The 24,616-nt window shown below is 51.3% G+C and carries 15 protein-coding genes; 8 read left to right on the forward strand and 7 right to left on the reverse strand.

What is annotated here, in order from left to right; genetic code table 11:
* Positions 1 to 171: 171 nt before the first annotated feature.
* Positions 172 to 4,365 (reverse strand): lamin tail domain-containing protein, encoded by a 4,194-nt coding sequence (locus P8N76_18915; GenBank protein ID MDG2383752.1) that lies wholly within the window; start codon positions 4,363 to 4,365, stop codon positions 172 to 174.
* A gap of 628 nt (positions 4,366 to 4,993) precedes the next feature.
* Here P8N76_18915 and P8N76_18920 point away from each other — a divergent pair.
* Together P8N76_18920 and P8N76_18925 are read left to right on the forward strand one after the other, a co-directional pair.
* Positions 4,994 to 6,748: a non-ribosomal peptide synthetase gene (locus tag P8N76_18920; protein MDG2383753.1), complete on the forward strand. Its 1,755-nt coding sequence runs from the start codon at positions 4,994 to 4,996 to the stop codon at positions 6,746 to 6,748.
* Position 6,749: 1 nt separating this feature from the next.
* On the forward strand, positions 6,750 to 7,568 hold the full coding sequence (locus tag P8N76_18925; GenBank protein ID MDG2383754.1) for a thioesterase domain-containing protein: 819 nt from the start codon (positions 6,750 to 6,752) through the stop codon (positions 7,566 to 7,568).
* Between the two features lie 58 nt (positions 7,569 to 7,626).
* Here P8N76_18925 and P8N76_18930 read toward each other — a convergent pair whose 3' ends face one another.
* The 5 genes from P8N76_18930 to P8N76_18950 form a co-directional block, all read right to left on the reverse strand.
* Positions 7,627 to 7,872, reverse strand: coding sequence for a hypothetical protein (locus P8N76_18930; GenBank protein MDG2383755.1), 246 nt, complete (start codon positions 7,870 to 7,872; stop codon positions 7,627 to 7,629).
* A gap of 356 nt (positions 7,873 to 8,228) precedes the next feature.
* The gene (locus P8N76_18935; GenBank protein ID MDG2383756.1) at positions 8,229 to 9,893 is read right to left on the reverse strand and encodes a CehA/McbA family metallohydrolase; all 1,665 of its coding nucleotides are present in this window, start codon (positions 9,891 to 9,893) and stop codon (positions 8,229 to 8,231) included.
* A gap of 122 nt (positions 9,894 to 10,015) precedes the next feature.
* Complete coding sequence (locus P8N76_18940) at positions 10,016 to 12,214, reverse strand: alpha/beta fold hydrolase (GenBank protein MDG2383757.1); 2,199 nt, start codon at positions 12,212 to 12,214, stop codon at positions 10,016 to 10,018.
* A 503-nt stretch (positions 12,215 to 12,717) separates the two neighbouring features.
* The gene (locus P8N76_18945; protein MDG2383758.1) at positions 12,718 to 14,115 is read right to left on the reverse strand and encodes a hypothetical protein; all 1,398 of its coding nucleotides are present in this window, start codon (positions 14,113 to 14,115) and stop codon (positions 12,718 to 12,720) included.
* A gap of 298 nt (positions 14,116 to 14,413) precedes the next feature.
* Entirely contained in the window at positions 14,414 to 15,166 is a 753-nt protein-coding gene (locus P8N76_18950; protein MDG2383759.1) for a PEP-CTERM sorting domain-containing protein, read from the reverse strand.
* A gap of 542 nt (positions 15,167 to 15,708) precedes the next feature.
* Between P8N76_18950 and P8N76_18955 the strand changes: the two genes are divergently transcribed.
* The 6 genes from P8N76_18955 to P8N76_18980 all read left to right on the forward strand — a co-directional run bounded on the left by P8N76_18955 (position 15,709) and on the right by P8N76_18980 (position 19,290).
* A complete protein-coding gene (locus tag P8N76_18955; GenBank protein ID MDG2383760.1) occupies positions 15,709 to 16,653 on the forward strand; it encodes a DUF1559 domain-containing protein in 945 nt (314 codons plus the stop codon).
* A gap of 28 nt (positions 16,654 to 16,681) precedes the next feature.
* Entirely contained in the window at positions 16,682 to 16,882 is a 201-nt protein-coding gene (locus P8N76_18960; protein ID MDG2383761.1) for a hemin uptake protein HemP, read from the forward strand.
* Positions 16,883 to 16,906: 24 nt separating this feature from the next.
* Entirely contained in the window at positions 16,907 to 17,230 is a 324-nt protein-coding gene (locus tag P8N76_18965; protein MDG2383762.1) for a hypothetical protein, read from the forward strand.
* 12 nt (positions 17,231 to 17,242) lie between these two features.
* Positions 17,243 to 17,986, forward strand: coding sequence for a hypothetical protein (locus tag P8N76_18970; GenBank protein ID MDG2383763.1), 744 nt, complete (start codon positions 17,243 to 17,245; stop codon positions 17,984 to 17,986).
* 22 nt (positions 17,987 to 18,008) lie between these two features.
* Positions 18,009 to 18,776 (forward strand): hypothetical protein, encoded by a 768-nt coding sequence (locus P8N76_18975; GenBank protein MDG2383764.1) that lies wholly within the window; start codon positions 18,009 to 18,011, stop codon positions 18,774 to 18,776.
* A gap of 151 nt (positions 18,777 to 18,927) precedes the next feature.
* Positions 18,928 to 19,290: a hypothetical protein gene (locus tag P8N76_18980; GenBank protein ID MDG2383765.1), complete on the forward strand. Its 363-nt coding sequence runs from the start codon at positions 18,928 to 18,930 to the stop codon at positions 19,288 to 19,290.
* A gap of 732 nt (positions 19,291 to 20,022) precedes the next feature.
* Here the strand turns inward: P8N76_18980 and P8N76_18985 are convergent.
* Positions 20,023 to 24,555 (reverse strand): lamin tail domain-containing protein, encoded by a 4,533-nt coding sequence (locus P8N76_18985; protein ID MDG2383766.1) that lies wholly within the window; start codon positions 24,553 to 24,555, stop codon positions 20,023 to 20,025.
* Positions 24,556 to 24,616 lie beyond the last annotated feature (61 nt).

Genomic DNA, 24,616 nt, shown 5'->3' on the forward strand with positions numbered 1-24,616 from the left:
TGGTGGTCCTAATCCTGCAGCAGCTGTACCCGAACCTTCGACACTCGTGCTTTTGCTGATGGGTGGTCTGTTGGCAATTCGACGAGTCCGTCGTTAATGTTTACCACTTGATATCCCGGAGATTCCTGGGCCGCAGCGATCATGACCCTGCGGCCTTTTTCGTGAAACGCCTCAAAACGTGTCCTGTCCTGCTTCGGACTCTTCTCCTTCAAGATCGTTTATCTCTTGCCTGTTGGATTCTTGCTTTTCCGCCTGCAACGGATGTCGTTCGAGTTTTGCAAATACCAGATCACGCGTTTCGAGATCTATCTCTGTTGCCTGCCAAATGGCGTTGGAGTTCTCGATGTTCAACGTGAGGTTGATTTTTTTCGGCACGAATTTGTTGGCGTTTTGCCTCGGAAGTATGGTGCCCGGTCGGGCAGCTGCGATTTGACCAAGGTCCGAGTCTGACAGTGTTCGCTCTTTGGCTGCAATCGGTTGTTTTCCTTGCCCTATGTATTGGCTTCGCTTGAAGGCAAGAACAACATCGCTGGTGTCAAACTCACCGCTGCAATCCCAATCGCCTTCGCCCCAAGTTGAATTGGCCAGGGCTTGATCTTCGTACTCTCCGGCTTGAAAAATCTGCAGCAAGTCATCAGCGTTGAAAACTCCGTCAAGATTTGCGTCACCGAAAGATGTGTTTGCTAGATCTTCGACTAAGACTTCCAGGTCGCGCTGCCCAACGACACCATCCCCGTTTAAGTCGAAGCGAGTTTCACCCGTTGGCATGGCTTGACAGAGCAAGCCAATGTCCGCCTGATCGATTTGGGCGTCGTTGTTGAAGTCACCCGCAATGGTTTCAGCTGATCCAGGGGTGCCGTCGATGCGAACGCTACTTTTCCAGGATGCTGCTGAATTCCAGGTTGCCGTATTCCCCGAGAGCTCAACGTGATTGAGTGAGAAACCTTTGCCGTCGGTGTCCGCGATCCATTCGTCGTCGTAGGTAAACTGTTGGATCAAATCTCCCGAAGCGATTTCCAGCCGAATCGATTCTCCCCCATTGCTAAGTTTGTAATCATCGGCCGTCCTACCGTACTCCCCGATGACACGGATGTCCGTGCCATATCGACTGACGAACGCGTCTTCATTCCGGACTGTAACAACTCGCTCACCAGGAGCTAATGTCAGATTGGGGAAATCAAAATGAATCCCTTCGCTGAGGCGAACACTGTTCAAATTGATGGTTTCGGTGTTTGAGGTATTAACAAGTTCGACAAACTCAAAGTCATCTGATTCGAAGCGATCTCCGGCCTGAGTGTCACGTGGATGGTACATCAATTCGCTGATGCGAAGGAATTGCTGAGTCGGTGTCAAGTCAGCCTCGGTTTGAAATTCCGTCACGATCGATTGTTGTGGTGTCATTAAACGGACGGTGGATCCAAAGTTCGACAAGTGTCCCGCATAGTTCCCTTGAACGAACAACCCTTGTCCGCCCCTGGGGCCGGCAGATCGAGCAAGGAATGAATTGCGATTGGGTGTCAAGTAAAGTGATCCACCGGCTGGAATGACCGTTCCTGGCTGGATTGTATGTTCGATTCCACCGGCCAGTTGCCAACCGCTTAAATCAACGGCCAAGTCATTTGGATTAATGATCTCGATGAACTCTTCGTCTTGATCTCCCGAAATCGGATTGAAGTCGATCTGTCCGAATTGGATTGCGGGAACTGCTACTTGTGGTTGGAGAACCTCTCCACGATTCGCGCTAGTAAGTTGGTTGTAGAGGAAGGTGCGTCGAGTCGGAAAATATTCATCTTTGAGGATATTGATGTGATCCATCCAGGTTGATAATTCTTCTTTACCAAAAGTGATGACTTCGGTTTCCGGATGAGTTTTCCAGGTGCCCCATTTCTGATAATCGAGAAGTGCGTCAGGCTCCATTAGTGCGACAAGCTCGTCAATTCGTTTTTCAAATTTGAGTTCTTCTTGCGGAGTTCCTGGCGGCTGCAGAACGTCATCCAAGACGGTTTTGATGCGCCGTAGGTACATTTCGCGGAAGCCGGGGACATGTTCGAATAGAGCGTCAAATAGACGATTGTCACGGCCGGTGAAAAGGGCGGCCGCGGTGGGAAAGATATCCTTGGCTCGACCGACACCGCCCCGCCCAAAGGCAGAATCAAGGTCCCAAGGCAAGGGCTCCCAAAGGCCCGTGTTCTCTGTGTCACGGTAAATATACAGGTTTTTGTTGCAACAATCGCCGTGTCCCATGGCGACAAGGCCAACCAAATAGTTGTTCGTTGCTGCAAGATCCACATTGTCGAGGAGAAAGCGAATCAGTTCTTCGCCTTCCAGCGACAAGCCTTTGAAGAAGGCTCGTAAATCGTCTGTGTTTTCGTGCCTGCGCGTTTGCTTTTTCGACTGGCCGCGTCCGGTGTTGAAACCCAGGTTCATCTTGTAGAGCGCTCCACCCGGATCCAGGCCGGCGCGGGCTAAAAACTGCTCGTTACCGCCGTCGACGAAAGAATAGGTAGCGAAGAATTCTCCATTGCGTTGAATTCGGACCGGCATTGAAAAATGGGCCGGCGTGCCGATGTTCCGGAAGGTTTCGAACGCAAGCGGAATTCGCACCTTGGCTCGATTCCAAAAGTCACTGATGATGTCGAAATCATTCATCCGAAACTGGAACTGTTCCAATTCAAACCAGTTCTCAGAGGTGAAGAATATGTCATGGCTTTTCTTGGGGCCGGCGAGGCCGACGGTTCGACCCGTCGTATCGATGAAAATATTGTCATAGAAATTTCCGTCGTGGAACAACGCTCCAGTTGTCCCGGCAGTCACTTCCGATGCGGCAGGATCTTCGAGAAACAGATGTAAAACGTCCAAGTTCGATTGGATCGATGGATCTGCAACAACGGTTCCAAGGTATTTTCGATTGTTCACCGGATCGGCGAAAGTCGGAAAGCTACTTAAGTCGTGGTCCGTGCTGCTGGCCGTAATCCGATAACGAATCATCTCGGCAGGTGCGGCAATACCTGCTGGAATCGATGCGCCGTAGACTCCATCATCCGCAGCTCCGTCACCGTGCAGTCCATCATCGTGCATCGGCACCGAAACCTCATCATCGAACATGCGGCGGTAATGGAGAGTGACATGTGAGATTTGATCAGTGGTAGAAAACAGGGTTGCTGTGACGTTTAATGTGTCCTCTTGCGTGGGGATTTCGGGTTCATGAGTGGCGGAAGTTATTCCGACAACTGTCCCGATTTGGTTGGGATCACCTGGCGTTGGATTCGTGAAGTAATGCCGATCCGTCGAACGGAGATCACCAAATGTGCGGAGCGATAAGGCGGGGATCATCAGGAAATCACTGCTTTCGACCTCATCATTCAACGCATGAATGGCGAGCACATTTGTGCCTGTCGTTAGCAAATCAGGAAAGCGTGACATGTTGATCATTGCGGCTTCTGGTACGATCGCAACCTTGTCTTTATGAGCATCTGTCGCGGCTGAATTCCAGCTTAACTCGTCGGGTGCTTGTCGCCTGGCAATTTCCTGCCCATTGATATAGGCCACATACCCATCGTCGTATTGCATATCGAGCGTTAGAGAATATACCGATTGGGGAGCATTCAATACGAAGGGGAAACGCAGGTAGGCCGATGAGTTAACACCGTACATTTCGGTCTCTAAATTTGTCGATATGAAATCCTCGTAACCGCTGCGTTTTTCGTAGCCAATACCTGTTGTCACCTCAGTCCAGGACGAGTCGTCGAAACCAGCCTCGGTCCAGCTTGTTTCCAGGTTCGACCCGCCGTTTCCCTCGGTCGGAATCAGTAAGCGGGAGGAGTCTCCAGGACTGATAACGCTTGCTTCACTCGTGGGCTGTGGCAACCCAAACGAAACGTCAGGGATTTGCGGGGGGTACGTGGGACCAAAATCAAACTCGACGGTAAGTCCATCGGGTTGAACTAAGGCGAGGTAGTCTCCCGACGCCTTCAAACGAAAGTTCGTATGTAGTTCGCCATCCGGAGAAGTGCGAGTTTTCTCGGAGGCAAATACAACAACCCGTTCATTTGGGTTTAGATTTACGTCGGGGAACTTCCAGCGATCCAAGTCATTTGGATCGTCAGTGAGGAACCAACCCTCGAGATTTACCTGCTCGGAATTCGTGTTCAGCAGTTCGATCCAGTCGCTGCGATTACGGTCCTCGTCACGCAATAGGTTATCGTTGGAGGCTAGGAATTCGCTAATGACGACGCCTGCAAGCAGGTTTCTGGCTTCAAGACGTTCGAGTTGCGGGCTACACGAATGGTTTGTTTTGCTTGAACGCTTCGCTGAATTAGGCCGTTGGAAAGTGCGCCAAAAACCGCCAGAAAGTCGCGTACGCATCGCTTCCTCCACTTGTTGTCGTTTTGTTGGGTCGATTATTATCGGTGTTTCACAGAGGTGTCCGTCTATGAGTGTCCGTCTATGAGTGTCCGTCACTCTAACACGAATTATGCCGCGGGGAGAATCAAAATTTTATCGGAACAGGCTTAGGAAAGTAACGAAAAGGTTCGTTTATCGCCCGAATTTTAAAGATCGATCGAGAGTTAATGAGAGATCGGTCATTTGTGACAGCAGCGATGCTGTAGTTCACCCAGATTTGTGATGTGAACGGGGCCCCGTGAATGGCGATCGAAATCCATTGAATGTTTGTCTGCATGGGGCTGGACGCTTCGATGGGGCGGTTCGATAACGTGAATTAACAAGGGTAAAAATGTGTGCAGAAAGAAAGATTTGATTGCTGTGCCCATCACCAGACGGTCAAGCAGGTTGTCTCCCTAAAACTTGAGCCGAATCGCGCCTGTCTGCTAGGACGGTTGGAGCTTTTTCGGCTGCAGGGGAAATGTGAGTTTTCTCGCCCCAATCCCCGCTTTTTATTCTGAAGTGCATAATATGGGATGGTAGTCTCAGGTGATTCTACGGAGTCGCGTTTCGTTTTAACTCCTGTTTTTCTGCGACTGGAGACTGAAGGATGTTGGCCATTTCGACCCACTTCGAGCAGCAGGTCGAATTAAGAAATTCGGCAACCGCTGTCATTGATGGTGCTCGCACGTTGTCATACGCAGAACTTAATGCACGTGCTAACGGGATTGCGCACAGGATTCTGGCTGAAATCGGCGAAGAACCCGCTCCTGTCGCCCTGTTGCAGGGGCTTGGCGCAGATGCCATTTCTTCAATCTATGGAGTGCTCAAGGCTGGCAAGTTTTACGTGCCGCTGGATGTCAAGTCTCCTGTCAAACGGCTCCGCGGAATATTGCAAGAAATGAATGCTCCGTTGTTGATCACCGATCATACACGAGACGGTGTCGCTGACGAGTTGCTTGGAGAGATCAAACAAAAGTTGGTTGTTGGGGAAGATTTTGAATCGGAGCAGAAAAATCCTCGAGTAGCTGTTTCACAGCTCGACCTTGCATATGTGATGTATACGTCTGGTTCGACGGGACAACCCAAGGGAGTCATGCACACACACGCTAATGTGTTGGCCGACATGCTCAGGCAAGGCCGCGATCTCAAAACTGATTCAAATGATTGTTACGGACTTCTCTTTGCTCCGAGTTCGAGCGCATCCTGCTGTAGTATTTTTGGTGGTTTGTTGAACGGGGCTGCGGTTAGTTGTTTTGATCTAGATCGAAATCCAGTATCGGCCATGGCCGCCTGGCTGTTGCAAGATAAGATTACCATTTGCGATATCAATGTGGCTGCCTTGCGTTTGTTTGCGGCATCACTTACGGAAAAAGATCGGTTTCCCGACATGCGGCTGATTGCACCCGGAGGCGAGCCACTCTATCGCAGCGACGTTGAATTGTGTCGTCGAATCTTTGGCAAGCAGTGTGTTGTCCAGAATTCACTCGGCACAACCGAAACTCGCACGGTCACTCAGTATTTCATCACATCGGAGATGGAGCTTGAAACTTCGATGGTGCCGGTGGGTTGGCCTGTCGATGAAAAACAGGTGTTACTTCTAGATGGAAATCAATCTGAGAGCGACGAAGGAGAAATCGCAGTCGCTAGTCGCTATCTATCGACCGGATATTGGAATCAGCCCGATTTGTCGTCCAAGGTCTTTTTGCCGAATCCTCATCCTGAAGGTGAACGAATCTATTTGACTGGAGATCTGGCGAAGCGGTTGCCTGATGGTCGACTTCTGCATCAAGGACGTAAAGATTTTCAAGTTAAAATTCGAGGGTACCGAGTTGAGATATCCGAAGTCGAAGATCGATTGCTTCAGCTTGAAGAGATCGAAGATGTGGCAGTGATTGCCAAGCCAGATCATCGTGGAGAGTTATGTTTGCAGGCTTACCTCGTGATCGCCGCTGGGGCCAGACTGACTGTAACGCAACTGCGAGATGTTTGTCGGATTAACCTACCGAGATCAAGTCATCCGACTCGCTACAGTCGTGTCACTGCTTTGCCCAAGACAAATAACGGAAAGCTTGCTCGGGCAAAGCTGCATGAAGTCGAGGGGGAAGAATTGCAGGATCATCGGACCGATTGTTGTTCGCATTCCACCGACCTCGAGAAACGGCTTTGCCAAATCTTTGAACAGGTGCTCGGTTATTTACCAATGGGTATCGAGGATCAATTTAACGATTACGGTGGAGATTCGATTCGGGTCTTGGATTGCATTCTTCAGATTGAAAAAGAAATTGGGGTTCGGGTTTCGCCATTGACGTTTCTGGAAAATCAAAGTGCAGGAGAACTGGCTGCCTATTTGGAGGATAAATAAATTGTTCGATTCCGCTTCCGGGGGGACGGTTCATTTTTCATCTAACGTTCGTCCAATAAAGTTGTTCTTGTTTCCTGGCGTTGCCGATTCGGTATTTGATCTGAAAGAACTTGCCACACAAGTCGATGAAAGAATCGAGGTGATTGGCTTGGAGTCACTTGCGAGTGAAGAGTCAGCTGATTTTACCAGCCTGGCAGCTCATTATGCAGAACGCGTAGCAAGCCTCAGTCCTCTCGGACCTTGGTGTCTAGCCGGTTATTCGTTTGGCGGGCTTTTGGCCTACGAGGCGGCGAGGCAATTGAATGAAAACGGTCGGGCGATCGATTTTCTGGGGCTCATCGACGCGTCTCCGGATCTGCTCCCAACGGGGCCCTTACGCCATCCGATGAGATTCATGGCTAACGTGCCCGTTTGGCTTTTGGACGAATTTCGACATGACCGATTTGAATTGATCAATAAAAAAATAACGCATTGGTTACGGAGAAAGCTGACAGCGCATCAGGGCTCATTTGAGTCCGAGGGACTTACCGAACAATTGAGTGGACGTGTCGAGAGTAATCTGGAAAAGATACAGGCCTACTCACCGCCCGCCAGCTGTCTCAAGATTTCCCTGTTTCAAACTCGAATACGTCCCCTGATGCACTCGATCAATCCGTATCGCGACTGGTGTGATCTCACTACCGAGAAGGTGAGAAGGATTTCAGTTCCGGGAAATCATGATTCCGTCTTGAAGCCGCCGCATGTTAACTCCTTGTGCAATGCATTTAATGAGGAGTTGTTGTTTTGTCTTAGGCACTCGTTGAGGCCAGCCGACTCCTAGACGCCTTCATCGCTTTGAAGGTCCAATCAGGATGAATTGATTTTGACGTGCTGACTTGCTACGGAGCAATCGTCTTGACGCTAAGCGACTTCGATTGAAGACGGACCCCATCGAGATACGTCTTGCCATGGCCTCCTTGGATTGCGCCAGTTGCAAAACGAAACGTAAGCCGAGCCTTTGCCGTTTGTTTTGCCAGAACCAACCCTGGCACGATGATCTTAGTCCCGTCAGCGGGACGTTTGTCAAAGTGGATAAAGCCGGTACTGCCTAATTCAGAACGCCAAGTCGTAGGTTTTTCCGTCATCCATTCCTGTCTGTGATCGTAGCAAACCTTCACAGGGTGTTAGATATCGTGGTTCAGCATGACGCGCATGCTGTAAAAACAATCCTTTGCCTGTTGGTTAGTCCGTTTGGCTGGATGCCGAAACCTAATTATCGACTGTCAGGTTCTGTCTCGTTTAAAATCATCAGACTTTCCTAGGATTCGTTTCAAAGGCAGAGGCCAGTCGTCTCATGAACGCTTCGCCTCTGCCCAGCTAATTCCGATTTCCTTGAGACGTTCCTCGGATTGCGCATCGCTGAGTTTAATCGCTTCCCTTGCGATTTTTCGTCGATGAAAAGCCAGTGCCTGTGTTCCTGCCCTTGCTTTGACACGGCCACTTACTCTTTTGGCGGTTTCTCGATCGCGCCCAATAGTTTGGCATAGTAGCCTTTAGCGCGTGCTAGTCGTTCTAAAATTGCTCGGCTACGAAGGTCGTTACCTCCGGAGAACTCCGTTTCGATAGAGGCAATCGCCTCGAGCTGTTTCTTGATGATTGGCTTTCCTCGAGTGGGCGACCAAGTCGGTTCACCGTCGATGACGATGTAAATCGGGGAGGTGTGAGCGACGGCACCATTGTCGCAACGTACGTTGATCGCCATCCACTGACTGCGCTTTATTTCGATTTGTGTATTCAAACTCAGATTGCCGGACTCGTTCTGAGCTGGTTGCACTTTTGCAATCGTTCCATCATTGCTAACGAGTTCCAACATCACCGGCAGACCCACCTTTTTATGACCTAATGCACGCGCTTGTACCTTGACAACAGCTGGTGCGTCAAAGGCCAGCTCCGATCCCGAAAGCTGACCATTGACAGTGAATTCCAAAGCAGGCCCATTGCTAACAAAGGTTCGACCTTTTGCCAGCCCTTCAAACCAGCGATCAATGTCGAGCTCCTCTCCTGTATGAACATATGTTCGAACTTCGCCGATTGATGATCCCCATGGCACATCGCTCCCTGCTGCTGCAGCCAGCCGAAACCCCAGGTTGAGATAGTCATAGTAGTCAAGCGTATTGATGCGACTGAATTGAAGTAGCTCGACAAAGTCGATGCCTTCCGTCGTGACATACCAGGGAAAGCCGCGAGGAAGGTTACATCCATTCCAAGAAAAATGAGCGAATCCCACTAGGGCCTTCGGTTGGTCATGGATTCGTTTGAACGCCAAGTCATAAAGATCGTAAGTGTCCAGGTCCCGCGCTAGATGTGAAGTGTTCAAACCAATAATGTGGCCAAATGTACTGCGGGGTTCTTCTTGGCCACTGACCAGCCAATAGTCCCCACGCTGTTCGCGGAAGTTTTCACCAAACCCGGCCTGCTTGAAATCGGTGCCATGATGGTGTCCCATTTCCAGAATGTTAACCACGTGTAAATCTTCGGCTTCAGCATATCGAAGCAAGAAATCTCGGTGCGACTTTTTGGTGGTCGGATGGTGCACGTGAACATCGCCCGAAAACCACCCACTTGCAGGGAGATCGATCCAGCGATCCAATCGCAAGGTGTGTTCCTGATCTTGTTCGCTCACAGTAAATTGTTTTGCGAGTGGGATATATTCCATCCCGCGTGCTACGGAGATCTGGTAGCGTCCAGGTTCAAGCTGGATGGAAAAGTTGGGTTGCGTCTGATAACGAACGGGTTCTCGCCAGAAAGGAATCGAAGGTAGCTGTTCATAAACAAAGCTGCGATCATTGTTGTCGCCCTTGCCCAGCATTTTTCTTCTTGGTCCAATCCAATTTGGATCATCGGCATCGAAGGAAATTCCTTGATAGAACTCCTCGGTTTGACTGAATCGTGTCATGATTCGGCCATCCGGAGGGAGACGCACAGATTGGTCGTCGAGAGATCGAATACAGACCACAGCCGGTACGGGCATTCCGGAGGGAACGTCCTGAAGATGAAAAGTGATCGTCGATTTGGCAGGGGCAGCGGCTGACGTGAATTCTGCTAGAAGGCAAGTTAGCACGCAGGCTGTCACGAAGTGGCATAAGCCGATCCGAGGTTTCATCATCTTCGTTCCTGATGAAGGTTCGTTAGACTGGAAGAAACAGTGGGCAACTTCGTCAATCTTACCCAAGGGGTTCACGGCAAGGTGAGGGGGAACGCCGCTTTTTGTTGGTGGAAAACAGCGAATCACAGGCCCTTTCGCCAGCTAAGAAAGACTTGATGTTGGTCTCGCTGAAATCGATTGGTTTTATCCGGCGTGAGGTGTATTAAAGTTTGTGATGTGGTAGCAAGCGGCCAGGCTTTTTTTGCTTTGGTAACGCATGTTTCAATTGCAGCGGGATTAGCGGTCCTGTCGCGTTGTGGAGAAACGATTAGGACGGGGCGCGGCGCAATCATCTCGAGCAGGTTATCAAAGTCGTAGGGGATTTTACTTTCGCGATCATCGAATAATCCCAGCTTTGGCTGGAGTGCGTGCAGTTCCCACCAACGCCGAATGCCTCCCGTCGGTCCGTCGTCGGTGTCTGCTCGTAGCGGTGTAAATCCGGAGAACGAAGCGACTGAATGAATTCGTTGATCAAGTGCGGCGGCGTACAATGCGGTCATGCCTCCCACCGAATATCCCAGCAGGGTGATCTTTTGCGTGTCAATTGCCGGGATGGGCCCGTTCGCCTTGCCGCGACCATCAACGAAGTAGTCAACCGCTGCATGAACATCTTGAACCATTCGGCCCAAACGTGACCATTCCGGGTGCGTTTCATAAAAGTCGCGTCCTTCGAGTAAACGTAATCCAAAGCCACACTGGTCATAGGCCAAAACGACGTAGCCGGCAGCAGCAAGCCGGTGATAGACGGTTGTGCCCTGCACGCCGTAGCCTTCGTTGTATCCGCTGTGGTAGGAAAACGGGTGAAGCCAAATGACGACGGGCGCTGGATGCTCCAGCGAATCCTTGAAATAGAGATTGCCGCGTACGTTCTTTCCGAAACTGACGGGCACGCGGGTGACTCCATCGATGGCCCATCGATCGTGAGTCATCAGCTCTGATTCTTCTGAAGTCAAGAAAGTTCTTTTCACATCGGCCGAATCATCGACAGCTGGAGTTCCCAGCGACCATTGGATGATTTGACGAATGGATGCCTGACCGGGCGGTTCTAATGCATCGGGTGCCTGTTTTTCGCGCCAAGTCTGCCAATCGAATCGATGAATCCAGCTCACAGGAAAGTCGCTTTGCTTGGCATCTCCTCGTTGAAACGAGAGATCGAACCAGTCGAGATTTCGCTGCCGGTCTGCTGGAGATATTTTTTCCGGATCCGGGCCTGATGAATGTCCGCCACTTCGGTAATCGATCCGCAATCGGTCCGAGTGCCCCAGAAGTTGATAAACCTTCTGCCCCTCACGGTAGGCTTGCTCTACTGCAAATGTCGGTTCCGATCCATCATTATGGGCTGTGTGAATGAGACACGGTCGAGGTGCGATTAGGGCGTACCAGCCATGTGCGTCAATCGGCAACTCGTCTTCTCGGCCCGTGTAGGAACGCAAGGAAGGTAAGAACCACAACGACGGAAAGTCGCTTGGTGCTTCGGCAAACGTATCGCGTCCTGTGTAGCGGTAAGGACAAGACCCGGGAGACCCAGGGCTGCGAGCGACCACGCAGCGAATACGTTCGTCTAGCGCTGTTGCGACCAACGCTTGTTTGCCGTATCGAGAGAAACCGATGATTCCTATTCGTTCGGCATCAATGTGGAATTCATGAGTGACGTTGAGCAGAACATCAAGGCTGCGACTGGCTAACCAAGCTTTCGTGACAATCTCCGTCCATGTTGCCTGGGGATACTCCTGGCGAAACGTTTGCCAGACGTCTTCATAGTTGGGAAACTTGCTTTCTCGATGATGGCTGTCGACACCGGGATACAGGCAGACTGCATAGCCTCTTTGCACAGCGTCTTCGGCCCAGTAGATTTGATAATAGCGTGGGGCCATCATCAGCAGCGGGAAGGGCCCGTCACCAGGTGGGGTCCACAACGCGATTTCGAACGATGCTTGTTGGGGTGTGTCGAGAGTTATCTTAATTCGTTTCCGTCGTGATCCGTCGTTGGCTTCGATTTCCGTTGTGGTGGTAACGTCCACAACCGTCGGTACTTCGTCTGGCAAACTTCCGGTGAAATGCGTTGTCAACAATTGGCGAATTTCGGCTTTTCTCGCAGGCCATAAGTCGCGTGATTTCACTTGTACGCCGTCGAGGAACTCAAGCAGCGGCGGCAAGGTGGCACGATGGTATGCCCTTTGCGCTTCCCCAAAAAGATGGCTGCCGGCGTTTGAGACTAGTAGCAAGTAAGTGGCAAGAAATAGCAGGAATTGGTGGCGAAAGATGATCAGTAGAAAACGCATGGTGAGGCGGCAGATTCAGAGACGCAGGAGAGGCGTTTGGGTATTCCAATTTCGCCCGCTTCGACGAGGCTTTTGGGACATGAAGTTGCAGGGTGAATAAAAGTAGGATGTTTATCTTGACGGACTCGAACAGCGAACGCAATCAGATTCCTATTTTACTTCTAGGCCTTGCAGTGAATTAATGAAAAGCAAGCGAGTTTCTACTTCCTCATGCCCCAATGTAGTACTTGTCTTCTGGGGGGGCGAGTGAAGTCTGGGGGGGCGAGTGAAGTCGATGACCTGACAGATTCAGCCGATTTGTAGCAAGGCCTGGCCAGGATGAAGATTCGATTGAAAAAGAAGTGAATGTTCTTTAGTTTCTATCGAGCGGCTTTTGCAGAACTCTGTTTTTTGAAGCAGAGTTCTGCTGGCCAATAGCGTGCAGTGCGTTAGCAACTTGCGTTCGAGAGCGACTTGTTCGCGTGGTGAATTTAAGCTTGCAGGCGATGTGCGCTCCAGCCCCTTCAGCGTTTTCTCGCATTCGCCGCAAGCATGCAGAACAGGGCGAAGAGTAACAGCTGGAGAGTTGCTGGTTCTGGCACTCCATTGGTCGGGCTTTGTGGACCCATATCGTAGCCACCATCTTCGAAAGCCTTGATCAGATCACCCGTGCCGAACCGGCCATCTGCATCCCAATCTCCTTCGGTCCAGGTTGCAGAAATATCTTGTTCGTATTTGCCCGCTGCGAAAATCGCCACGAGATCACGACTGTTGAACTCGCCGTCGAGATCGGTGTCTCCAAACCAAGTTCGCTTGATTTCTTTGACCCATACTCTCAAGTCATTCGTGCTGACTCCCAAGTCGCCGTTGATATCAAACCGTAAATCTTGCGATCCAGAGGCAACGACGGTTGTCAATAGGTTGATGTCGTCAATGCCGAGCAGCTGGTCACCATCGAAATCTCCAGCCACGCCGTCCGACAAAATGTTCACGTCCATTTCCATGGTGGCGGCTGTCCCTCGTGGATGCTCTTTGAGATACCACTGAGGATAGGCAATCGTGCCGGTGTGGCCGGCTGGCTGGTGCAGTGAAGATACAAAAAAACCAACTCCGCCATCGGCTAGCGATTGTTGCAGGTGTTCCAACACATTTGGCAGCCCTAAATCAATTTGAAATGTGTAGTTTGATTCGTAGGGGACAGTTGAGCCGGGGGTGAGGTCGGGCACCACGCCTATTGCCCAAGGCACCGTATCCCATGCTGGGACGGGCTCTTCGTGCCTCGCGTTGTAACCACCCGTCGGGCTGTTGTAGACATCGGTGAGATTACCAGAGCCGTCGTCACCCAGTGGGAAAAGATCGTAAGCACCTGTATTGCTGGAGAAGAGTGAAGTACCTTCCTCGAATTCAGGTGGCGCGTAGTCGACCGGGTCGAAACCCAGCTTTTCATAAGGATCCGGGTAGTTGTCTCGAAATCCTAATCCGAACAATTCAATGGGGCGGCCCGGATCATCTGTGTCGTTGGCCAGATCGCTGATCAGGTCGTACGTGTTGTCATAGACAATATTGCCGTTTCCTGGACCATTCGTGAGGTTGATTCGAATGGAGTTGATCTCATATTGGTGGGGAGCAAGATCAGCTTCAATCGCGATCGAGGTGTTAAATCCAAGCACCGTGGCGCCGCGGCGAGCGGGATCCGTCGAACTCCCTGGACCCCCCAGCGAGCCGAACGTTGGCCCCAGAATTCTGCTTCCGGGAGTTCCGTTGGCAGGATACAGCCATTGATCGATGTCGGGCCGAGCCCACTCCAGCAAATCACCGCTAGCCATCATCGGATCGAATAGGCAAAGTAGGATCGGAAACAGGATCTTGACTCGGGTTGAGCCGCTTTTGTAACGAAAAAGTTCTTTACGGTTGTTACTCATGCAAGGATCTCCTGATTCTCATGGGGTGTTGCCGATGACGCGATTTGCAAGCTTCCCTTGCTTGGGCCGTTGCGGCTGCTCGGGTGCCAGTCATGAGGGAGAGCGGAAAGACTGGTCAATCGAAGCTGTAAATGTCAGCCGATACTGGATGCGTGAAGGTGGTTGCGTTTCGGAATGAATTGCCGATTGGTATGCCTGTTATTCCGTCCGTGTGAACAGGCACCACCAATCAGCGTTTTCATCGTTGATTCTCACTAGCATCGTTTGTGTTGACTTGGTGATGCGAGCGAACATATTTCTACTGCCGTCTACATAGCAACCCGATAAAGCCGATTGCTAAGAAAGTAAGAATCAAGCTGGATGGCTCGGGTACGACACTTACTAATTGAGGTCCGTCGCCTGTAGCGTTATCGGAAGAGATGAAATCGAAGCTGTTCCCTTGGCCGCCAGCAACGTTAACGCCCCAGAGTCCGAAGCCATGATTCGCTTCGCTTCCGTCGATCCAGGAATCTACCGTGGAAGTTACATCGAGGTAGTAATCGCCCATCGCCGGTATTTCAAGCATGCCTAGGTGATCTGCTCTTCCGGCGTATCCGCCAAAGGCCGGATCGTCACCTTTGATATTGCTCTGATACCATTGCAGGCGAGCCAGTCCGTCACCATCGGGTGTGCCGGGAAAAGCAGCAGAAGGGTAGCCATCTGTCGTTGATGGGAAATCAACTTTGGTAGCGCTGACTCCAATCGTCGACGTGTCCGGTACAGCGAGAGTGGAGAGCTTGAGGAATTTGTCGCCCCCTCCATCGGACTTCGTGGATAATCCCGCTAAGTCGTCGAATTTGATAATAGCGAAATTGAAATGTACGAATGCTGCGTTCGGTGTGCCAGCGGAATAGTCGGTGCTGATCGTAATGCCGGGATCAAATTCGTTATTCGTCCCAAACGCTATGTAGGAATCGGTGTCGAAAGTTGCGCTGGCAAGCGTTCCCGCTTCCAGATTACTCCCGATTCCGCACAGCAGAATTGTACAAAGGAACTTGTTGAAAAATCTCATCGATGTAAGCCTCCCAGTTTGAGTACCACAAACAAAAAACAATAGGTGGATTACGGCAGTGGATCGGAGTGCTTGCTGTGCCTCGGTCGAACTTTTCGACGACGGATCGCTCAAGCAGAACGGGGGTCCACAAAGGGGCAAAGCCCGTTTCATTGAAGTGCCGCAGAGGCTGGCAAGCATGGGACCAGAAGGGCCAAGCGGGCTGGCAATCAGAGAATCGAGGGTCATGTAATGAAACTGCGTCTCAATTCAAGTAAGCTGATACTAGTCTCCGAGCTAGGAGCTGTCAACCAGTTTCTGGTAGTCTGGAATGCCGTGTTTCATCACCGTTTTTGTGATTCTTGTGTTTATATAAAATGTTTTATAGTATTTGTTTACGGTTTTTTCACCGCTCCTTCCAGCTGGGGCTTGCTGAAGGGCTTGAAAGCCACTATCATCTCTAATGAGAATGGTTCTCAATAAGTGGTCGCCAGCATCGGTGTTTTTCGCCGCCAGCCAAGCTTAGTCCCCTGACTTGTTTAAATGGCTTGGGAGAAGTGGTGATGGCTGAAGTGGCCCGCAAGTTATCGCTCCTTGACGATCGGGATTTTGTGGGTGCCCAGCGCGCTTCGGGGGGATTCACGCTGGTGGAATTACTGGGGGTGATTGCCATCATGAGCCTGCTGCTGATGTTGCTCTTGCCGGCCATCAATGAGAGCCGAGAGTCAGCGCGCCGTATTCAGTGCGTTAACAATCTCAAGCAGCTTGGCATCGCAACTCATGGTTATGCTTCTGCTCGGAATCATCTGCCGCCACCCAAGGCGGGTACGCAATTTGAAGCTCGCGGAAGCACTCTTGTAATTCTGCTTCCTTATCTGGAGGAAGCGGCGCGCTTCGAGCGTTACGACCTTAAAAAAACGGTCACCCATCCAACGAATATCGAAATAACTCGTAGCACGCCAAGTGTCTATTTGTGCCCGTCCATGGTGATTCCAAGGCAGGTGCCAGATTTAGAATGTGGTGAGCAGTTAGGTCCCGGAAGTTACGTTATTTCCAGTCGAACAAAATACGCTGAGCACGGGAAACTGGATGGCGCTTTTGTAAATCCGCCTCTGAATGGCCGCTACCCATTGAGTTTTAAGCATATCCGGGATGGCACATCCAAAACGCTGCTGTTCGGTGAAATCGACTACGGCCACAAGGGTTGTCTTTGGGCAAACTGTCCCGGGAGAAATGGCGAAAGCAAATGGGGCGATACGATGTGGGCCCACGGTTATTGGTTCTATGCTTGGGGTCATATGTCGGCGGAGTTGCCAGAAGCTTTCAACCACAATGGAGATTATTGGCATCCGAATAGCGCCCGCGTATTTCGCAGTGATCATCGGGGCGGTGTCAATTTTGTTTTGGTCGGTGGTTCCGTCAGATTCATCACGGATGACACAGCCCCCGAAGTCCGAAATGCGTTGGTGACCCGAAATGGTGGGGAATCAAATCAATTGGCTTTCTAATAAATGTTTCTTGAGGATGTATAGCGTCATGTCTGAAAAACTAACCGAGTCAAACAACAGGTCCGTTCATTCCGTGCAGGAACCTGCCGTTCGGACGGGGCAGAGTTCATCTCGCATGGTTAATTCTCGAGATTTGCTTGATGGGAGGCGTGAAATACGCATCCGCCATCGAGGTGAAATCTATCGAATGCTGCTAACTCGCAACGGAAAACTGATGTTGCAGAAATAATTTTGGGACCGAAGGAGGAATAGGATGCGATGCAAGTTGTTTCGCAGCTGGCCGTTGAATGGTTTCCTCACGGTCTTCTGTTTGGGTTTCGTGGCGGACGCGGCAGAGTTTGTTGTGTGGAACGCCGATGCGGGGAGTAAGTTGACGGTGCCGGGTGAGTCGACCGAACGTGCACGATTGACGAAAGGGGTTACCCGTTTTGGTAGGGCAGGCATGGATGGCAAGCTTTATCTGTACCGAGACTATCGGGGAAACCTCTTTCATTATTTCATTCAGAAGCAATCTAAGAATCAAAAGTTGTGTCAATTGGCGCATCGCAAGTCTTGTCTCGACCGGACAGCAAGCTAGGAGAGTACGACCATGAGCAACATGACTTATCCAATAGAATCTGCAATCTCACTGTATCGAGAGGGCTTGTATGACGAGGCAGACGAGTTTGTTTCGCTTTCCTTGCAGTCGAATTCGGATGACGGAAGACTGCAGGAGCTTCATGGCATTATTCGCAATGCACAAGGGAATCTTACCGGTGCAATTGATTCGCTCGAACACGCCGCCCTAATCATTCCGCTTTCCCTCGCTGGTCAGTGTGTTTTGGCACAGTGTTACGTTGCCGTAGGACACCGACAGCTGGCAGGGGAGATGTTTCGGTTCTTACTTTCCCAGCCGAAGGTGGCGCCTAGTTTATTGCCGCTGATTGCTGCCGGTTTTACCGCTCTGGAAGACCATCAGCTTGCGCTGGAGGCCTGTCGCCGAGCTGCTGAGGTTGGAATCGACAATGGCGAACCGTTCTTTGGGATGGCGCATCACATGGAGTGTCTTGACTATCCCTTGGAAATGATCGCGACAGTGCTCAAAAAAGCGATCGAATTGGAACCTAACCGGGTCCGCTATCGAATTGCACTCCTGCGGACCCGGCAACGCATGGGGCAAGATATCGAGGCCCAGGCGGTGGCTTGTCAAATTAATGTGGAACAGCTTCGTTCCTTGCCATGTGCGAACAGTCTTAAGCAACTCATGGAAATTTACGCTGAGGCAGGAGACCATCGCCGGGGCGAACTGTGTCGACTCCGAATCCGTGAAGTTGATTCCACGGGTGATGAATGATGAATCATAAGGAAATTAAGTGATGACCGAACCGTTGACTGCCGAAACGCTACGAATAGGGGCGAGTCTTTTTGAAGCAGGTTGCTTTGATGAAGCTTTGCACCTTCTGCATGATCAACTCGAGGTCGACCCGAATGAGGGGCGACTTTGGGAGCTTTATGGTTTGGTGTTTCGAGCAACAAACGATTGTCTGGCTTGTCTTGATGCATTGGAGCGGGCAAGCCTGTATGTGCCTCTTTCATTCTTAGCGCAATGTGCGCTAGCTGAATGCTACGTGAATACGGGGCGGTATGAGTTGGCTCGGGACATCTACATTTACCTGGTTGAGCAACCCGATCTGTCGACTGCCCTCTTGAAGCGGCTGGTTGCTGGCTTTGATGGGTTAGGAGACCTTCCGATGGCGCTACGCTTATCGCGTGAGGTGGCCAAACAACTACCCAATGATGCGGAAAGTCGTTACGCCGTGGCCTACTTCATGGCAAAACTTGATTATCCACTTCCTGCGATTGAGAGCGAAGCTCGACATGCGGTCGCTTTGGCGCCCGGAAACGTGCAGTACCGTATCGGACTTGCAGGATTGCTTGAGCAGCATGGGCGGGTTTTGGAGGCGCTCGAGTGGATCACCGATCTTTCCGTTGAACAGATTCGAAACTTGTCGTGCAAGAATTGCTTGGTCCGGCTGGCTAGAATCTTTGATACTGCCGAAGATGAAAGTCAAGCAACTATTTGTCGTCGGATGCTTGCTGGTCATCGTGAAACGAATGCAACCGACGATAGGCAAAACGGGTGATTGTTCGCAGGGAAAAGGTCAAACAATGAATGCTAGGCCAACTCGTCCGTACCAAATGACTTAGCTGTTTTAAATCAACATAACTTCAGCCCGCCAGCAGCCTCTTCGCCCGGTTTGCCAGCTCGCATTCGCAACCTAGAAAGGATCGAGCATGGAGACAATGGCCAATGTGTTTCAGAATGCCCAACAACTGTATCGCGATGGTTTTATTGGCGGATCAGTTGACCTTCTGCAAAGTACTCTGGGGCATTATCCGGAACACGGAGAACTTTGGGAGCTGTTAGGAGTGATCTATTTAGTTGAGGGGCAAACGGAACTCGCATTTGAATCGCTCGAGCGAGCAGGCAGCTTGTTTCCACTGTCTTTTGGTGGAACTCTTGCCCTTGCCGAATGCTACCGACGTCGTGAATTAGCGGTGACCCTGCGTGCAGGCAAGATCCAATTATCACCGCAAAATGCGAATGCGGTAGAAGCCTCTTGGGAAGTTCCAGTCGAGCATGAATCTGCCTTTTAAATCTCGTCGAAGTGATGGAGTTATTGGGAAGGCGGACATTGTGCAGGTAGCCTCCGGAAGAAGGGACGGGATCCTCACGCCCGCAGAAGTTGAGGTTCTGCCACCTGATAGACATCACTTCTAATGTCTTGACTGCGATCGGAATAACGATAATGGGCACCGCCATGGCAAAGCGTGAAAGACGCCTCGTAAACATGCCAAACGCGCGAATTGCGATCATGATGAACGCTTATTCCGCATAAGCGTTCAAGTGATCGATCAAGATGTTGTCTTTCAAGTTCTCGGTGGCGATAAGGTTCACATCGATCGCAATTAACAGCCAATTAAGAAGCGGCGTTAACAACACTTCTTTGGATTCGTTCAGCTCGTTTCCGTCTTGCGGTTGAGTAGGGTGGGTTTGATCGCGATTGAGTCACACGCATCGCCTGGTGATGGCGTTGAAAGCGATTTTCATCATGTTCCACTCATTGAAGTCGTGGGGCAGAACGCAGGTTGGCAATGCGGCGAATCATTGACGATTCCACGCGTGAGTCGATGGAAGCACTGCCCCGGGGGAAACTCAATTGCGCCACTGGTGTATCCCCAGATCGCTGGTCGTACGGACAAGCTGGCTCATTGCTTGAATCCTGCGTAACCGGTCAGGACGGCAAGTGCTGCAAGAAGTCCTTTTCAGATTTCGTATCGAAACAGCTGGGCTTTGTCGTTGAGCCTACATTCGCGTTTTTACAGGTGTTAGGTGAGATAGGCGGCACTTTGAAAGGCGAACACCAAATCACGCGTTGTGAATTCCCCATCGCCATTCCAATCGCCCTCAGCCCAGCTTGAATTGCCTGCTAAATTATCTTCGTATTCACCGGCTTGGAAGACGGAGACAAGATCGCTCGAGTCAAAAAATCCATCGAGGTTGCTGTCGCCAAAATTGGTTTGGAAGATCTCTTGGACTAAGAAAGCATGATCATCTTCGTTAAGGCGATCGTCACCGTTAAGATCGGGGCCGAGTTGGCCCGAGCGGATCGCTGCGGCTAATAGGTCGATGTCCGCTACATCGAGATCCCCATTTTGGTTGATATCTCCCGGTTGGGCGGTACGCGTGATGGTGAGGGTATCTTGTCCGGTCTGCATTCCCTGATGGTTGAGTGCGTTTAAGCTGAGCTGATGGGTGCCGAGTTCAATCGGCAATGTAATTTCCCACTGCGAGCCATCCAGCCAGCGAAGCTCGATTGGATCTTCTCGGAGGTCAACTTGAATCTGCCTCACGTCGATCCAGCCACGTCCGCGAATCTCGACCATTGCTTCATTTGTTTCGATGGGGTTACCGCCATTTGTTGTGATTTCGAACTCGATTTGATCCGGCAGGCGATCCAAAACAAATTGGCTTCTTTGTTTCACGTAATTCTTGATTGAAGCCAGATTCTGCTTAGCAACTTGACCGTAATGGTCGATCCAGCGGTCGAGATACTCATTGTTGTAGGTGGTGTTAATCAGATCCAAAAGGTGACCGTGATAAAGCCGGCGTGCAATGGGTTGATTCATTAAGCGTCCCGCGTTGCCTGCAGTTCCGATCAATGACTGTCGCGTTGATGCGGTGAAGGCGAAGTCCCAGTCCCAAGGCAAAGCCAAAACGCGATTATCGGAGGGGCGTGTATAGAACTGAATGTTGTGATGTAAGCTCCCACGCGTGTATGCGTCGGCGGCACCTGTCAGCGATTGCAAGGCGAAGACGCGTGCCCATTGGTCGACGTCAATCAGTTCCGCAACCTCATCGAAGTTGCTGGAGCGTAGCTTATCCAAAGCCTGCGATGCTTGGATAATCGTCGCATAGTCATCCGCATCGCGGTTGTTTCTGATCGCTAGGTGGGAACGATAGGCCTCTTTGTTGTCCCCCAGATCTTCGAGATCGCGGGTGGGTTGGGGATGCGAATACGGAAACGGAACCTTGGGGCTTTCCGGATCACGATTGGTCGTTCCATTCGCGATATAGGCAATGTCCATTTTGTAGACGGTTCCGTCCGCCCCATTTTCGTATTGCGAGTCCAGGAATTCGTTGCCGTATCGTGCCATCATCAAGAGAGCAGTGCGCGTGTGACTTCGGCGAGGCGCGATGACATGTACCAAGTCGTCGAACATGTGGGGGATGTGGCCGGCGGCGTTGGCGATGTGCTTGATGATTATTTCGTCTTGGGTCCGCGGAGTTGGGCCACTTCGACCCGAACGATCAATCACGATGGAATCATGGACCCCACGGAATTGGTGCATCGGATCGAATGCTACTTGGAATCCTAGATAACTGTTATCGGATCGGCCTGCGTTAGAGCCTCGCAGGCGAACTCCGACGTCGTAGAACACTTCTGATTCGTTGTAGACGACCGTCGCTCCGAGATGTCCATTGGATACTACATTCGTGCGATTATGCAGTAACGCGGTGTCGTCAGGTGTCATCATGATGCGGAAATTGTGGATGCCGCTTCGCGCGTCTTGTTGAGGGATTTGGTAGAGGGCCCTGGATGATGCGCCCTCAACAGGAAACAAACTCGTGGCGCCCCGAGTGTCTTCGGCTTGGACATAAAACTGGACGACGTCTCCGCTTGCTTGCCCCGGGATAATCGCCATGTATTCATTTTTTTCGGATGGCATCATCGCTGCCGAAGTGAAACGACCGCCATCGACCGAATAGTGTAATCGTAATGCTTTGACTGCATCGGGATCTTCCGCTTGCACCGATACGGTCACCGGTTCGCCTGCCTTGGGCAGCACGGGTGAATGGGATAAAGATGTTAAAGTTGGTCCGACATTCGCCTCGTAATTCGAGTTTTGACGACCTGGGGTTCCGATGGTTTCTGGTCGCAAAATGCGTGTCGACTTCGGCAATTTGTCGAAGAATAATCGTGAGTGGACCTGGTTCGAACCACCCTGCCATCGCACACGATAGGAAATTCGGTAGTTAACACCGTCGCGGATTCGCGCATCATCAGCGAAGGTGGTTTCGGCGTGGTTGTAACGATCTTCCAAGCTGCCCGTTGCGGTCAACTTCAGCACTTGGTTGTTGGGGTCCTCGGGGTCAGGAAGCACCCGTCCGGAGTGATTGCCAGCGATCCGCCAATGAGCGGGTGTGCTCCCCAAAGCGTCGCTGTCGAACGATCCGTTTTGAATTCGTTCGATTCCTCCAACTCCATGTTCCAGGACGGAAACGTCATCAATCAGTACCTGGCCATCGTCCAGCATGCCTAGGATTAATTCGTGGTAGCGATCCGAGCTGGAACCCGAAAATCCGTCAGGTTGGACGATTCCTTCATAGATAACGGTTTGCCACTGGGATTTTTCAAACTCGGAGCTCGCGCTCCACGATTCAGCCGAACGGTTGTCGGCATCGGGAGAACGCAGTTCCAGGCTGGATCCTCCGCCGTCGGCAAAGTCGTGCCAACGTCCCCCGTCGTGGTAACGCAGTTCGTCAGCTGGATTTCCTCGCTGGTCCGTAAGCCGAATGGTCTCGCCGGCATTGGCGAGCTTGCCATTGAACTCACCGACAATGATTGTTGCTAGGTCGGGATGGCTCGACATCAGTTGATTTGCGTCTCGCGCGACGAGTCGGTATTCTCCCGGTCCGATGATCGCATCAGACGGAAAAGCAAATTCCACTCCATCGGTCAATTTCCAGCCCGCCAGCTCGATCGTTTCGGTTTGGCTGCGATTGAAGATTTCAATCCATTCTTCTTCGGAGGCGGTGTAGGGCTGGCCGGGAACCGCTGCCGCGATCAACTTGGATTGCAGGATCTCGGCGCCGAAGATGATGTCGTTGCTAGCCACGGACGCTTGATGGACCTCCACCGAAATTCGATTGGGGCCGACACGCAAAAAGTCATCCGGAATCACGGTCGTCTCGCTGAGGATTGCATCCGGGATCGACTTGGCGAAAGTCCCGTTATCGATAGGACCTTCTGGCATGTTATAGCGAAGCACTTCCTGACCATTGACGTAAACGACCGCTCCGTCGTCGACCATGTGCCGTAATGCAACGCCCTCGCCCTTGGCTAATTCCTCTGCACTCAAATCAAAGTTGGTCTCGAAGTAATAGGTGATGATGGGTGGGAAAATCGTGGCGGGATTCGGGAATTCCGTTTGGATTGGAATGCCTAATGAGCGACGTTCATAACCAAACAATCCTTTGCCGCGCTGCCAACTATCGACACCAACTTCGTGACTTTCTGTGTGCCAGGTTGTGTTGAGTCCGTCGCTTGCCGCCCGATAACGCCAAGTCGTAGTGCCGATGGGTAGCAAGGAATTGGTTTCGATTTGTGCGGGTTGCCTATCGACCGCAGTTCCGGGGGCGTGATAGAGGATTTCGTTAATGACAAGGTCGCTCGCAAGTGGCACGCTGTTGTGATCACCGGGTGATTTTGCGAGCGGTGTAAGCCAACGATTTGCAAATTCACCCGTGTCGATTCTTTGTTGCGGACTATCTCCGATGCGAGCCGCATCGGAGACGAAATCGAGACCACTGGAATAGAGGAAGAGATGATCGACTTCCGAGGTCGAAAAAGGAAATTGTTCTTGTCGAATAACGTGCAATTCACCCGGTCCGAGTTCGCCAGCAAGATTTAGCCGAGTGGCGGATTCGCCATTCGTGATTGTGTAGCCCTCAAGGCTCTGTGTTTGTTGACTCATGTTCTTCAGTTCGACGAAGAATTGATCGCCATCACGTTCGGATATCTCATGAAAGACAATCGCACTCGATGTCGTGTCCACTTCCGAACTGTTCGGAGTCCCGCCGCGAATGCGACTTTGTGTCCAGTTTTCGACAAAACTGCTGCCGCCGTCGAGATGGATCTTGACCAGAGAGGCGCCCGAACCATCGGTCGCCTCCGGCCAGGGCCACTCGTCGTCGTAGCGGACTTGATCCATCACGCGATCACTGTTGTTGATCAAACGAATCGTCTCGCCACCGTTGTTGAGTCGACCGGAATACGGGCCGTGGTCGGGCTCAAAGCCATAATGTTGTGCGAAGGCCGTTGGTGATTTTGCGACAACGGAGGATTCTCCCGCTGGCAACACACTGTTGGCGGGAAAGGTGAAGTTAACGCCTTCGATGCGCCAACTGGATAAATCGAGGTCTACCGCCATTTCGCTGTGTAGCTCGATCCATTCTAACTCTTGATTATTCCCTGGGTTAAACATCAATTCGCTGAAGACCACGGTGCTATCGAGAACAACTCGTTGTTCGAGTTGTTCAACACGCGGCGTTCGTTGTTTTTTACGGGGGGATGCCATTTATTGAGAGTTCTGGATTACATCATGTGTTTGGTGGCGAGATTAATCTTCAAGTGACAGA

The sequence above is a fragment of the Pirellulaceae bacterium genome, assembly GCA_029243025.1.
Classification (GTDB): Bacteria; Planctomycetota; Planctomycetia; order Pirellulales; family Pirellulaceae.

Excerpts from the sequence above, each read along its gene's own strand:
- P8N76_18915 (MDG2383752.1), bottom strand. The coding sequence starts at position 4,365 with ATGCGTACGCGACTTTCTGGCGGTTTTTGGCGCACTTTCCAACGGCCT.
- P8N76_18920 (MDG2383753.1), top strand. The coding sequence starts at position 4,994 with ATGTTGGCCATTTCGACCCACTTCGAGCAGCAGGTCGAATTAAGAAAT.
- P8N76_18930 (MDG2383755.1), bottom strand. The coding sequence starts at position 7,872 with ATGACGGAAAAACCTACGACTTGGCGTTCTGAATTAGGCAGTACCGGC.
- P8N76_18935 (MDG2383756.1), bottom strand. The coding sequence starts at position 9,893 with ATGATGAAACCTCGGATCGGCTTATGCCACTTCGTGACAGCCTGCGTG.
- P8N76_18940 (MDG2383757.1), bottom strand. The coding sequence starts at position 12,214 with ATGCGTTTTCTACTGATCATCTTTCGCCACCAATTCCTGCTATTTCTT.
- P8N76_18945 (MDG2383758.1), bottom strand. The coding sequence starts at position 14,115 with ATGAGTAACAACCGTAAAGAACTTTTTCGTTACAAAAGCGGCTCAACC.
- P8N76_18950 (MDG2383759.1), bottom strand. The coding sequence starts at position 15,166 with ATGAGATTTTTCAACAAGTTCCTTTGTACAATTCTGCTGTGCGGAATC.
- P8N76_18955 (MDG2383760.1), top strand. The coding sequence starts at position 15,709 with ATGGCTGAAGTGGCCCGCAAGTTATCGCTCCTTGACGATCGGGATTTT.
- P8N76_18960 (MDG2383761.1), top strand. The coding sequence starts at position 16,682 with ATGTCTGAAAAACTAACCGAGTCAAACAACAGGTCCGTTCATTCCGTG.
- P8N76_18965 (MDG2383762.1), top strand. The coding sequence starts at position 16,907 with ATGCGATGCAAGTTGTTTCGCAGCTGGCCGTTGAATGGTTTCCTCACG.
- P8N76_18970 (MDG2383763.1), top strand. The coding sequence starts at position 17,243 with ATGAGCAACATGACTTATCCAATAGAATCTGCAATCTCACTGTATCGA.
- P8N76_18975 (MDG2383764.1), top strand. The coding sequence starts at position 18,009 with ATGACCGAACCGTTGACTGCCGAAACGCTACGAATAGGGGCGAGTCTT.
- P8N76_18980 (MDG2383765.1), top strand. The coding sequence starts at position 18,928 with ATGGAGACAATGGCCAATGTGTTTCAGAATGCCCAACAACTGTATCGC.
- P8N76_18985 (MDG2383766.1), bottom strand. The coding sequence starts at position 24,555 with ATGGCATCCCCCCGTAAAAAACAACGAACGCCGCGTGTTGAACAACTC.